The 13,758-nt window shown below is 36.7% G+C and carries 11 protein-coding genes; 9 read left to right on the top strand and 2 right to left on the bottom strand.

The window, feature by feature from the left end:
• The first annotated feature begins 277 nt into the window (after window positions 1-277).
• Window positions 278-1,849, top strand: a complete 1,572-nt coding sequence (locus tag CGC52_RS04670; protein WP_042008927.1) for a M81 family metallopeptidase — start codon at window positions 278-280, stop codon at window positions 1,847-1,849.
• Window positions 1,850-2,056: 207 nt separating this feature from the next.
• Here the strand turns inward: CGC52_RS04670 and CGC52_RS04665 are convergent, their stop codons facing one another.
• Window positions 2,057-3,634 carry an exo-alpha-sialidase gene (locus CGC52_RS04665; RefSeq protein ID WP_232751841.1) on the bottom strand — a complete coding sequence of 526 codons (1,578 nt, stop codon included), beginning with the start codon at window positions 3,632-3,634 and terminating at the stop codon, window positions 2,057-2,059.
• 103 nt (window positions 3,635-3,737) lie between these two features.
• Window positions 3,738-4,898 (bottom strand): AGE family epimerase/isomerase, encoded by a 1,161-nt coding sequence (locus tag CGC52_RS04660; RefSeq protein WP_095893578.1) that lies wholly within the window; start codon window positions 4,896-4,898, stop codon window positions 3,738-3,740.
• Window positions 4,899-5,065: 167 nt separating this feature from the next.
• Here CGC52_RS04660 and CGC52_RS04655 point away from each other — a divergent pair, with 167 nt between their 5' ends.
• From CGC52_RS04655 to CGC52_RS04620, 8 genes are all read left to right on the top strand, one after another.
• Window positions 5,066-5,800: a FadR/GntR family transcriptional regulator gene (locus tag CGC52_RS04655; RefSeq protein WP_042345034.1), complete on the top strand. Its 735-nt coding sequence runs from the start codon at window positions 5,066-5,068 to the stop codon at window positions 5,798-5,800.
• A gap of 130 nt (window positions 5,801-5,930) precedes the next feature.
• Entirely contained in the window at window positions 5,931-7,379 is a 1,449-nt protein-coding gene (miaB, locus tag CGC52_RS04650; RefSeq protein ID WP_095893577.1) for a tRNA (N6-isopentenyl adenosine(37)-C2)-methylthiotransferase MiaB, read from the top strand.
• A 23-nt stretch (window positions 7,380-7,402) separates the two neighbouring features.
• Window positions 7,403-8,392 carry an SDR family oxidoreductase gene (locus CGC52_RS04645; RefSeq protein WP_095893576.1) on the top strand — a complete coding sequence of 330 codons (990 nt, stop codon included), beginning with the start codon at window positions 7,403-7,405 and terminating at the stop codon, window positions 8,390-8,392.
• Between the two features lie 83 nt (window positions 8,393-8,475).
• Entirely contained in the window at window positions 8,476-8,835 is a 360-nt protein-coding gene (locus tag CGC52_RS04640) for a four helix bundle protein (RefSeq protein WP_198540573.1), read from the top strand.
• A gap of 2 nt (window positions 8,836-8,837) precedes the next feature.
• A complete protein-coding gene (locus CGC52_RS04635; protein ID WP_095893574.1) occupies window positions 8,838-10,166 on the top strand; it encodes a nucleotide sugar dehydrogenase in 1,329 nt (442 codons plus the stop codon).
• Between the two features lie 64 nt (window positions 10,167-10,230).
• On the top strand, window positions 10,231-11,742 hold the full coding sequence (locus CGC52_RS04630) for an oligosaccharide flippase family protein (RefSeq protein ID WP_042008910.1): 1,512 nt from the start codon (window positions 10,231-10,233) through the stop codon (window positions 11,740-11,742).
• Window positions 11,743-11,778: 36 nt separating this feature from the next.
• Complete coding sequence (locus CGC52_RS04625; protein WP_095893573.1) at window positions 11,779-12,867, top strand: EpsG family protein; 1,089 nt, start codon at window positions 11,779-11,781, stop codon at window positions 12,865-12,867.
• Entirely contained in the window at window positions 12,867-13,751 is an 885-nt protein-coding gene (locus CGC52_RS04620) for a glycosyltransferase family A protein (RefSeq protein WP_042008905.1), read from the top strand. Before CGC52_RS04625 ends, CGC52_RS04620 begins: the two co-directional genes overlap by 1 nt.
• Window positions 13,752-13,758 lie beyond the last annotated feature (7 nt).

Genomic DNA, 13,758 nt, shown 5'->3' with positions numbered 1-13,758 from the left:
GACAAGTGAAAAATTCGAAGCATAAACAAATCAAGTGGATGTATTGTAATTATTTGCTTTTTTCCGATAGATTAGACCTCTCGGGTGAATTATGTTAAGCCCGAATCTGCAGAAAAATTTGTACAAAGTTACTTAGGGTTTGCTCTGAATAAGAAAGATAGTTTTTAAACTCATAAATGATTAGCAGTGAGGAAAAATAAGTTTCTTTGGGAGATTATTTTGTATTTATTTCATTTTTTTTGTATTTTTGTGCTATTATTAACCTAATTTTGTAGTTATGAGATACATAAAAAGCATTCTATTTCTTTTGGGGTTGTCCTTTTTTATAGGTTGTTCCTCAAAAACAGAGAAAAAACTACCTCGTATTGCTATTGCAGGTATTGCCATTGAGTCAAGTACGTTTTCACCCGCTGTTTCCGATGAAGACGCTTTTCCGTTGCGTATAGGTGATAGCATTTTCTCGTATTACAATTTTTTTGTTCCCGATTCGTCCGTTGTGCAACGGGCTGAGTGGGTGCCTACTTTGCGTTCACATGCTATGCCTGGAGGTATTGTAAAACGTGAGGTTTATGAAAAAATGGTAAACAAGACACTTGAAATGCTCAAAGAATCCTTGCCTATTGATGGTCTTTTCTTCGATATTCATGGAGCGATGAGCGTTCAAGGATTGGAAGATCCTGAGGGAGATTTAATAGTTCGAATTCGTGAGGTAATCGGTGATAAAGTTCTGGTGTCTTCTTGTATGGATTTACATGGAAGTGTTTCACCTCGTTTGGCACAGCATGTAGATATGATGACTTGTTATCGACTTGCACCGCATGAAGATGCGATGATTTCTAAAAAACGGGCTTTGGTAAATTTGATTGACCGATTGGAGAGTGGCAAAGGCAAACCAGCCTACAAAGCATGGATTCCTGTGCCAATTTTGCTTCCAGGTGAAAAAACAAGCACACGCATTGAACCTGCCAAAAGTCTTTACGGACAAATTCCGAGTCTCATTGACGGAGATAAGGTCATTGATGCTTCCATTTGGATGTCATATCCATGGGCAGATGAGCCTCGCAATCACGGGGTTGTTTTGACTTATGGTGATGATAAAGAAGCTGTAGGCAAAGCGGCAGAAACCTTGGCGAAACATTTTTGGGATGTACGCGATAAATTTGAGTTTGTAGCACCAACAGCCTATTTGCCCGAGTGTCTTTCACAAGCCTTAGCGAGTACAGAAAAACCGTTCATTATCAGTGATATGGGAGATAACCCGACGGCAGGAGGAGCAGGTGATGTTACATGGACACTTACCGAGCTTTTCAAACGTCCTGAATTTAAATCTGAAAAAGGAAAAAGTGTTATTTACGCCTCTATTCCTGATGCTGAATTTGTAAGACAAGCACAAGCTATTGGAGTAGGAGGTAAAATTGATGCTTTGGCAGGAGCCCGTGTTGACGATCGTTACGCTCCGCCAGTGCGTGTGTCAGGAACCATTACAGCTATTGAAAAAGACGATAAAAACAATACGATTGTAGTAGTTAAAAGTGGAGCTATTTCTGTGATTATCACCGAAAAACGAAAAGCGTATCACTATGAGCGTTACTTTACTGAAATTGGGTTAAACCCTCGAGAAACGGATATTTTAGTGGTAAAAATCGGATATTTGGTACCTGAACTTTACAATATGCGTAAAGGCTGGGTAATGGCTTTAACGCCAGGTGGTGTTGATCAGGATTTATTGCGTTTGCCTTACAAAGGTATCCAACGTCCGATGTATCCATTAGATGCAGATATGCCCACGCCTAATTTAAAGGCTCGTTTTGTGCCGTTGGCAGATGAGCCACCAGTTACGAAACTATGATTTTTTATCACATATAGTGGGCTATTTGAGGAATTTTCCATAGCCTCTTTTTTGTGTGATTGATTGCTATTACTTAAATCAGACTTCCCAGAAGTATAAAGAAACCTCATCAAAGTTTTCCACCCAGAGTGGTTGAATTTGATGAGGTTTTATAGCATAATTTTGAAAGAGAAAGTCGCTAAAACGATATATTTTCAGATCTTTTGTTTATTTTATAAGTTCCGAAATAGGAATTTTTTGAAAGATTAAATCACCAACTCCTTCGTAAAGTATTCCGATGTATTTGTTATCGATCAGAGACATGCAAGAATATCCGAAATTACCATTGGCATAGAGTTTTATTTGAGGGAGTTTATTCCACGTATTGCCGTCGTCATCACTCGCTTTGATGGTGATGTTAATTCTATTTTTTGCATCGGCAGGGTTCGAGAAAAACAAATATTGTTTACCGTTATTAGCCGAGTAGGAAATGATACTTGCCATACAGTTGGGTTCGGTTAGTGCCTTACGTGATGTGCTGTGTTCTGTCCACGTTTTTCCAAAATCGCGAGTAACAGCCACTGAACGTCCGTGAAAGGCATCGGAAAGCGTGTAATTCTGCCGATTTCGGTCGTCACGCATATTAAGCATTATACTTCCATCAGAAAGCTGAACCACCTGAGCCTCTGTAGTATGCGATTTAGCTCCCGTTCCACAATGCCACGTTTTTCCGTGGTCGTCGCTATATATTAAGGTAGAATGTGGTACTTGATTTTCATCTTTATATTGTGCCGCAAACATTATTTTTCCATCAGCAAGGGTAATTCCGTTACCAGGACCATTGAAGAAAAGATACCATTTGGGGTCTTTGGTCTGCGGAGTGATGCTGATGGGGTCGCTCCACGTGATGCCGTCATCGTCGCTTTTTACGAGCATTAGCTGACCTGTTTCGTGTGGCGTCATTCCAGGTTTGGAAGCCCACCACGCCATTTTGTCTTTGTCGTGTCCGTGAAGCCAAAGAGCTGCTACCCAAATAGTTCCTGTGTTTTTATCCACCAATACGGCAGGGTCGCCAATTCCGTTGAGTTGGTTGGAGAGTCCGCCCCATTCGCCCAAATCCATAATTTCTTTCATCGGTTCCCACGTTTGTCCGCCATCGGTACTTCGGCTCATTCCCACGTTTACGTCCTCTTGCAGGTCTTTGCAATTGTTGTAACGATTGTCGTACACCGCAATGAGCGTTCCTTTGTTGGTGGTCGCCAACCCTGGAATGCGATAACACTCAACGCCGTCTTGTTTTTTGTCGCGAACGGTAAAGGCGAAGCGTTGTGCAGGGTTTTTGATGTTTTTCGTGATGATTTTTTGTGAGTTTGGCAAATTTACCTCCACTTGTGTTACCTTTATCTTGTTTAAAAGATTCGGATTTGCCACCGTTTTAGCCACTACCCATACGTATAGTGTTTTTTCTGCGGAAGTGTAATTTCCGTTGAAGGTGTTTTTGTTTTTAATTTGGTGGATTTTTCCGAAAGAAACACCGCTCTTAAATTCGTCTTTTTCAGCAAGATAAATTTCGATTTCATTTAGGTCGAACGCATTGGTTTCCGCTTTCAAATCAATGGCGATTTTTTTAACCGAAATAGGTTTATCACTTCGTATTACGGCTTTTGCCAGAATATTATCCCGATTTGTTTGCAATGGCATTTCGGGTTGGGTTACGTCTATCGAAATTGACGGCGTTGTCAAAGCACTTTTACAAGCACTTGCCATAAAAATCATTGCCCCGAGGCATAAAATGTATTTTTTCATTTTAATTTGGTATTATTTTATTCGTATTTATTTTTTTAGCGATTAGTGGTTGGTGGTTGGTGGTTAGTGGTCAGTGATTAGTCTAATTGCTAATCCCTATTCCCTAATTTCTATTCTCTATCTGTTCAAATGTTTTCCAGCATTGGAACATTGCACGCGGCACGTGAAAACAACCTTTCCATTTTCCGCCTTTAAGCGTAAGCAAGGGCTTGCCTTCCCGATTGAGGTAACCAAACCATTCGCCATTTTCAGGGTCAGAGAAATGCGACCAAGCATAGTTGTGTACTTTTTCGTACCACGTCCAAATTTCTTGGTTTTTGGTGTGAAGATATGCCTTTGAAAGTGCAACCAAAGTTTCCAGATGCACCCACCAAAGTTTTTGGTCCCACTCCAATTGCTGTGGCGGGTTTCCTTTGGAATCCATAAAATAGAAAATACCTCCGTGAGTTTTGTCCCAGCTGTAATTGAGTATGTTAAGTATGGTTTGCGTAGCTTTTTCGATAAGGGATTGGTCGCCACGACGCAGGGCAATGTCAATCATAAACCACATCGCTTCGATGCCGTGACCAGGGTTTAACAATCGACCGTTAAAGCTATCTTCTTTGCTTCCGTCAGGGCGAACATTCTCAAAAATAATACCTGTTTCAGCATCTAAAAATACGTTCATTACTTCATTGATACTGAAATCTATCGTTTTGTTGATTTCTTCTTCTGAAAGAACGCTTTCCAATTCCAAAACCAAGTTAGAAAGAATCATCGGGAGTGAAAATCCTTTGAGCGGACGCACGTCGGTTGTTTTTTCGTATTTGCCCTTGGGATTGTTTTGTTTTTTTAATATGTTGTGATATGTGCTGATAGCCAGTTTTTTATAAGTTTCATCACCCGAGGCTTTTGCATACTGACTGAAAGCCATTGCTGCAAAACAATCCGAAAAAATGTTGTAAGGTTGAACCAGTGGTTTGCCATCGCGAGTGAGTGCAAAATAGAAATTCCCGTCGCTGTCCATTGCGTGATTTTTCAGAAATTCAACGCCTAATTTTGAGATTTCAAGCCATTTTGGATTTTTCTCTACCTGATTGTAAAGCATCGCAAAAGTCCACGCTTGTCGTCCTTGCAACCAGATGAATTTATCGGTGTCAAAAACGTTTCCTTCACGGTCAAGGCAAGTGAAATATCCGCCAAATTCGTGGTCTAACGAATGTTTTTCCCAGAAGGGAATGACATCTTCTAATAATGTTTTTTTATAAAGTTCGCTGTGTTTCATAAAGATATTTTATGTTATTTTTTCTCTACTTGTTTGTTGTTTATGTAAAAAAGGCGTACCTTAGCAGGGTTTTGTTACTTGACCCGAGAAGTACTTTTCAATTTCCGCAAATGTAGGATTTTTTTTTGAATAAAAGAACATGTTGTGGACGTAAATAATTAAAACAAATGATAGAACTTCAGAAAATAGAACCTTCAGAAAACGTCTCTTTAGTAGATAGAATTGAACAACAAATTATTTTGTATATCAAAGAAAATGATCTTCGTCCTGGAGATTCGCTTCCAAAGGAGATGGAATTGGCTGAACAGTTGGGGGTAAGTCGTACGGCAGTGAGAGAAGCTATGTTACGACTGCGAACCTTAGGACTTATTGAGTCAAAAAGACATAAAGGGATGGTTCTCAAAGAACCCAATTTGATTGAAAATTTGGAGAAAATGCTCGATCCACACATGCTGGATAAAGCTACATTGCATAATTTGTTTGAATTTCGTTTGATGTTTGAAATCGGAATGACTGATTTTGTGTTTGCACGTAAAACTCAAGAGCAAATTCAAACATTGGAACAAATTGTCAATAAAACCAGAGATGTGCAATGTGATAGTAATAGCTTTTCATTGGAAGATGAGGTCTTGTTTCATAAATCACTTTACAAAATAGCTGATAATGAGATGCTTTTGCGATTTCAGAAAATTATCCTTCCAGTATTTGAATATGTTCATCACCTCCAAAGAGAAGAGATGAATGGAGCGTTAGCGAATGGTACTCTGGAAGACGAAATTTCCATAGTAACTCACAGAGATTTGGTGGAGGAATTAAAAAATGGGACTCCGCAATCATTTCGCGAAGCTATGCGACAACATTTGCAACCGCATTTCAGTCGAATTTTGCGAAGTAAATGTTAGTAGTGTTGGGTAGGCAGTTCCAGTGCAATCTGATTTGTTTTGGTAAGTTGTTGTTTTTCAAAAACAACGATGAATCAGGTTGTGGATTGCTAATTATTTTCTATCTTTGTGGCTTGAAAAATATGCATTTATGGAAAAAGTGATAGATGAATCGAAGCAGGGGCAAAGTCTTGTTTTAGAGGTAAATAGAAATAACAGCAAAAAGGTATATATCGAAAGTTATGGCTGTCAGATGAATTTTTCTGATAGTGAGATTGTGGCTTCTATTCTTTCTCAAGAGGGCTACAATACTACGCAAACTTTAGAGGAGGCCGATTTGGTGTTGCTTAATACTTGTTCGATTCGTGAGAAAGCTGAACAAACCATTCGAAAACGGCTGGAGCAATTTAACTCTGTAAAACGCAGTCGTCCGGCTATGAAAGTGGGGGTGTTGGGCTGTATGGCAGAACGTTTGAAACATGCCTTTTTGGAGGAGGAAAAGATAGTAGATATGGTAGTTGGCCCTGATGCCTATAAAGATTTGCCTAACTTATTACAAGAGGTAGACGGAGGACGAGAGGCCGTAAATGTGATTCTTTCCAAGGAAGAAACGTATGCCGATGTTTCTCCTATACGTCTCAATAGCAATGGAGTAACTGCTTTCGTTTCAATTATGCGTGGATGTGATAATATGTGTACATTCTGCATCGTACCTTTTACGCGAGGGCGTGAACGAAGTCGCGATCCATTTTCTATACTTGAAGAAATCAATAGTTTGCAAGTAGCAGGTTTTAAGGAAGTTACTCTATTGGGGCAGAATGTAGATAGCTACCTTTGGTATGGTGGCGGACTTAAGAAGGATTTTGATAAAGCTACTGAAATGGAAAAGGCAACGGCGGTCAATTTTGCCAAATTATTGGATATGGTTGCCACGGCACATCCAAAAATGCGTATTCGTTTTTCAACATCCAATCCTCAAGATATGACTTTGGATGTGATAGATACGATGGCAAAACATCATAATATCTGCAAGTATATTCATTTGCCTGTACAAAGCGGAAGCGATCGCATACTCCAAGCAATGAATAGACTACATACTCGAGCTGAGTATTTTACGTTGATTGACAACATTCGTGAGCGTATGCCTGAATGTGCCATTTCTCAAGATATGATTGCAGGATTTCCAACGGAAACCGAAGAGGATCACCAAGATACGCTTTCTCTCATGGAATATGTGAAATATGATTTTGGATTTATGTTTGCCTATTCAGAACGACCAGGAACATTAGCTGCTCGCAAAATCGCTGATGATGTTCCCGAAGAAACAAAGAAACGTCGTTTAGCAGAAATTATAGACCTACAACAGAAACACAGTCTGTATCGCACACAACAAAAAATCGGACAGATTTGCGAGGTGCTCATAGAGGGGAATTCCAAAAAATCAGATGCTCAGTGGATGGGGCGTAACACTCAAAATACAGTGGTGGTTTTCCCGAAAGAACATTACAAAGTGGGTGATTTTGTGAATGTTAAGATAAAAAGTTGTACTTCAACTACGCTCATAGGAAAAGCGATAGGATATAGCGAAATAATGAAATAGAAGAAATCTGAGTGATGATGCAGATGGAATTTTCTGAGTTGAAAAACAAAAAAATATTAGTAACCGGTGGAGCAGGCTTCATCGGTTCTAATCTTTCTGAAAAGCTCTTGGAATTAGGAGCTATGGTGACCGTTTTGGATAATTTTGCCACAGGACATAGACACAATATAGAGGCTTTCCTATCCGATGAGAATTTTATCTTGATAGAGGGAGACATCCGTGATTTAGAAACTTGTAAAAAAGCTTGTGAAGGACAGGATTTTGTCTTGCATCAGGCGGCTTTAGGTTCTGTACCGCGTTCCATCAATGATCCGATTACCAGTAATGATGTGAATGTAGGTGGTTTCCTTAATATGCTCGTAGCGGCGAGAGATGCGGGAGTAAAACGCTTGGTTTATGCCGCGAGTTCCTCTACTTATGGTGATTCTAAATCGTTACCTAAGGTGGAGGATGTTATCGGAAAACCTCTTTCTCCATATGCGATTACCAAATATGTAAATGAACTATATGCCGATGTTTTTAAAAGAACTTATGATTTTGATACTATTGGATTGAGATATTTTAATGTCTTCGGAAGAAGACAAGATCCTAAAGGAGCGTATGCGGCGGTAATTCCCAAATTTGTGATTCAGCTGATGAACCACCAATCGCCTACCATTAATGGCGATGGAACTTACTCTCGTGATTTTACTTATATTGATAATGTGATTCAGATGAATCTTTTAGCGATAACTTCGGAGAATCCTGATGCGCTAAATCAAGTCTATAATACCGCAGTAGGCGACCGAACGACCATCAAAGATATGGCAGAATTGCTCAAAAAATATCTTTCGGAATACGACCCTAAAATCGCAGAAGTAGAAATTCTGAACGGTCCTAACCGATTGGGCGATGTACCGCACTCATTGGCTTCCATAGAAAAAGCACAGAAAAACTTAGGCTATCAGCCCACTCATAAATTTGCTGAAGGACTGAAAGAAGCGGTAGATTGGTATTGGGAAAATTTGAAGTAGTGGATGGTGAATAGTGGGTAGTGAATGGTGGATGGTGAATGGTGAATGGTGGGAGAATTATTAACAATAAATAACCATAAAATATGATGTTGAGTTATAGAGAATTGGATGTTTGGAAAAATGCAATGAATTTAGTGGACGATGTTTATATATTGACGAAATCGTTTCCGCGAGAGGAGTTATTTGTTTTGACCAGTCAAATGAGAAGGGCATCGATTTCTATTCCATCTAATATCGCCGAAGGTTTTGATAGAAAAAATACTAAGGAATATTTACAATTTTGTTATATTGCTTTAAGCTCACTAAGTGAATTAGATACACAAATTGAGATTGCATTTAGACAAAAATACACTGGAAACACAGAAATATTATCTGAAAAAGTGTTGATTATAAAGAAACAGCTGTTAGCTTTGATAAAAAGTTTGAAATTAAAATTGAAATAAACATGAACAATACGAATACTCCAATCACTAATCTCCAATCACTAACCACGAATCCTAAAATCGCTGTTATCGGATTGGGATATGTAGGGCTGCCATTGGCCAGACTTTTTGCTACAAAATATCCCGTAGTAGGATTTGATATTAATAAAGAACGAGTAGAAAAACTTAACGGAGGACACGATGATACTTTGGAGGTTTCTGATGAGTTATTACAATCCGCTTTAGTGAAAGAGAATCCTTTAAAAACAGGAAATAATGGACTCTTATGTTCGGCAGATTTAAAAGATATTGAGGACGCGAATATTTACATCGTTACCGTTCCTACGCCAGTGGATAAAAACAATCGTCCTGTGCTTACGCCTTTAGTAAAAGCCAGTGAAACGGTGGGAAAAGTGCTGAAAAAAGGAGATATTGTAGTCTATGAATCAACAGTTTACCCAGGGGCTACGGAGGAAGATTGTATCCCTGTGGTAGAGAAAACTTCAGGAATGAAGTACAATGTAGATTTCTTTGCAGGTTATTCCCCAGAGCGTATTAATCCAGGAGACAAGGAACACACGGTAGAGAAAATTTTAAAAGTAACCTCGGGTTCTACACCAGAAATAGGAAAAATCGTAGATGATATTTACCAATCAGTGATTACAGCAGGTACGCATTTGGCTCCGACTATAAAAGTGGCTGAGGCGGCAAAAGTAATTGAAAATTCACAACGAGACATTAACATTGCTTTCGTTAATGAGTTGGCAAAGATTTTCAATTTGATGGATATCGATACCCATGCCGTGTTGGCAGCTGCAGGTACGAAGTGGAATTTCTTACCATTCAAACCAGGTTTAGTGGGCGGACATTGCATCGGTGTTGACCCATTCTACTTGGCTCAAAAAGCGCAAGAATACGGTTATCATCCTGAGATTATTTTGGCAGGAAGAAGATTGAACGATTCGATGGGCAAATATGTAGCAGAGCAAGTGGTAAAGGCAATGATTAAAAAGAACATCAATGTGAATGGAGCAGAAGTATTGATGTTAGGAATTACCTTTAAAGAAAACTGTCCTGATGTTCGCAATACGAAAATTGTGGATGTGATTGCTGCTTTGGAAGATTTTGGCGTAAAAGTAACTATTTTTGACCCATGGGCAAATCCAGAAGAAGTACAACACGAATATGGTGTGGAAAGCACCCAGAAACTATCTTCTACAAAGTTTGATGCCGTAGTTCTTGGTGTGGCTCATAAAGAATTTAAAGAGTTGGATATTCATTCTTTGACCAAAGAAAATGCCGTGGTGTATGATGTAAAGGGAATTTTAGAGGCGGTAGATGGAAGGTTGTGATTAGTAAATGAAGAAAAAATTAAACTTATTAAAATAAAAAGATGATTTAGTAAAATATACACCAATGAATCAGCTGAAAAAAGGAGCTATATTATCATATTTAAACATCATTCTTACTAATGTTGTAGGGTTAGTACTTACCCCTTTTATCATTCGTTCGTTAGGAGATAGTGAATATGGACTTTATACTTTGATAGGAGCATTTGTAGGTTATTTATCTATTATGGATTTGGGATTAAACAATACAATTGTAAGATATGTTGCTAAATATAGAGCAGAAAATAATAAAAAGAAAGAAGAAGATTTCTTAGGAACCTCCTTAATGATATATGGAGGTATTTCATTGATTGTTATGATATTTGGATTGTCTCTATACTCTAATATAGAAAATATTTTCGGAGAAACATTAAATCCTGAACAAATTTCAAAAGCAAAATTAATGATGCTTTTGCTTGTTTTTAATTTAATGGTATCTATACCTGGAGGCTCTTTCGCTGCAATTTGTAATGCCTATGAGCATTTTGTTTTTCCAAGAGCAATGAATGTTATTAAGTATGTACTTCGTAGTGTTTTAGTTATTACTGTGCTGTATCAAGGGGCCGATTCTGTGGGACTGGTGCTGTTGGATACCATTCTAAATGTTTTTTTTATATTAATAAGTTATTTTTATGTTAAAAATAATTTAAAAATTATTTTTCGTTTTCATAAAATGAATAAGAGATTTATCTTCGAAATATTTTCTTATTCTATGTGGATTTTTCTGTTTGCAGTTACTGAACAAATACTATGGAAAGGAGGGCAGTTTATAATAGGAACAAAGTCAGATCCTTCTCAAGTGGGGATTTATGCGATAGGAATTGTACTAGGGTCTTATTATGCAGCTTTTTCGGGAGCAATATCTAATCTTTTTTTACCCAAGGCTATTCAAATGATTGTAAAAAAAACGAGTTCAATTGAGCTGACTTTTCAGATGACTAAAATCGCAAGATTTTCATTATTTTCTTTAATGCTCATATTTATTGAATTCTTGCTTTTAGGGAGGCAGTTTGTAAGCCTATGGGTTGGTAAGAATTATATCGAATCTTACTATATAGCAGTTATCGTAATGATAGGATACACTACACCTCTAATTCAAAAGTTTGCCAACTCTATATTAGAAGCTAAAAATCTTTTTAAATATAACGCTTTGATTTATTTAGGTTGCATAGTTTTAGGAATGTTAAGTTCTTTGTTTCTTGTTGAAAAATTTGGCGTGATTGGTGTTATTAGTGGAATTGCAACAGGATGGATTATTGCACAGATTATTATGAATGTTTTTTTTGTTAAGAAGCTTGGATTAGATATTATATTATTTTTTAAGTTAACAGCAAAAGGGTTGGTGTTTGTGTTTGTATTAACCTTGGTAGTATCTTTTTTAATAACTCAAATAGTTCTATTTAAAGTTGGTTGGTTAGATTTTATGATAAAGGCAGTACTAATAGGTATAGTATATATTTGTTCTCTCTATACCATCGGAATGAATACCCAAGAAAAAGGTATGATTGTAAGTTTAATAAAGCACTATTTGAAACCTTAGAAGATTCTGTATTAAAATTCACTAACAGAGCAAAAAATGTTTGACTGGATTCCTTTAGAATATTATAAACCTTTATACTATTATACAAGTTTGATAATAGTATTGTTTATAGGTATTCATACCATGTCAAAAGATTTGCAAGATAGAAAAGTTGTAATAATGTCCCAAAATATTGGAATGTTATTTTTAATAGGATTAGTTTTTTACGTAGGCTTCAGGCCTGTGAGTGGTCAATATTTCGGTGACATGAGTGTCTATGCAAACTATTTTAACAATTATCAGGAAGGGAACCCAATCACTATTAAAGAGGATGTGTTATTTCATATATTTACAAAAATTTGCTCCTCTTTCATGAGCGTACATGCTTACTTCTTGACTTGTGCAGCCATGTATATTGTGCCTTTATACTTTGTCAGTAATAAATGGTTCAAGGCTTATTGGTTTTATGCGTTTTTATTATTGAGCGTTTCTTTTTCTTTTTGGGCTTATGGAACGAATGGTATAAGAAATGGGATAGCAACATCATTTTTTTTATTAGCCATATCAAGAACTCAATGGTTATGGCGAGGACTCATCTTATTTATTGCTGTAAGTATTCATAACTCTGTAGCTTTGCCGATGTTAGCATATTTATTAGCAAATTTTTATACTCAGCCCAAATATTATTTGTACTTTTGGATAGCATGTATTCCAATATCTTTGGTAGCAGGTATGGATTTACAAGGCATTTTTGCTGGTTTCATAGATAGTAGCAGAACCTCTTATCTTACAGATGGAAATGTGAATGATGATCATTTTTCAAGTACAGGATTTCGTTGGGACTTTTTATTGTATAGTGCTTCTGCAATAATAGCAGGATGGTATTATGTTTTCAAGCTAAATTACAAATACAAACCGTACTTAGTGCTGTATTGCACCTACTTGATAGCCAATAGTTTTTGGATATTAGTTATTAAAGCTAACTTCTCAAATAGATTTGCTTATTTATCTTGGTTTATGATGGCACTAGTCATTGTTTTTCCACTGATAAAACATAAGATTATGTCTAAACAAACTCAATTTTTGGTGTATGTTACTTTGGCTTATTTCGGTTTTACTTTTTTTATGTTTTTAATATCTAGGTAATGAAAAAAATCACTGTTTTTACTCCCACATATAATAGAGCTCATTTGTTACCAAGGCTGTATCAAAGTCTTTGTGAACAGACTTCTAGAGATTTTATATGGCTCGTAATAGATGATGGCTCTCATGATAATACTCAAGAATTGATTCGTCAATGGCAAAAGGATAATATAATAGAAATAACTTATCTTTTTAAAGAAAATGGTGGTATGCATACAGGACATAATCTTGCATACAAAAATATATCAACAGAACTTAATGTGTGTATAGATTCAGATGATTATATGCCTAGAGATGCTATTCAAAAAATATTGATAACTTGGTTACAAATTGAAAACAAAGAAAAAATTGCAGGGATTATAGGTTTAGATGCAGATAATAAAGGGAAAATAATAGGTACAGATATTCCTGTAGAACTTAAAAAAGGTTCTCTTTGGGATTTATATAATAAGTACGGAGTAAAGGGAGATAAAAAGCTTGTAATTCGTACCGATGTTATAAAACAATATCCACTGTATCCAGAATATGAACATGAACGTCTAGTTCCTTTGGATGTGCTATACATTATGATAGGAAGAGATTATGACTTTATGTATCAAAATGAAGTGTATTGCATTGTAGAATATCAGGAGGAAGGTTCTTCCAAAACTATTTTTAAGCAATACAAACAGTCTCCAAGAGGATTTGCATACGCTAGAAATATTTATAAGAAGTATGAAAAATCTTTTATTTCAAATTTAAAAAGTTCGGTGCATCTTGTTTCTTCTGCAATTTTTGCTAAAGATATAAAATTGATTTTGAAAGGTGAAAAAATATATCAAAATTGGATAGTTTTGCCATTAGGCTTCATATTAAATATGTATATTAGGTGCAAAATTCGATTTTAAAAATGAT

Origin of the sequence: Capnocytophaga sp. H2931 (genome assembly GCF_002302535.1) — a bacterium.
GTDB classification, from domain to species: domain Bacteria; phylum Bacteroidota; class Bacteroidia; order Flavobacteriales; family Flavobacteriaceae; genus Capnocytophaga; species Capnocytophaga canis.
The sequence above is the reverse complement of the archived record's forward strand: the minus strand, read 5'-3'. Positions and strand labels throughout refer to the sequence as shown.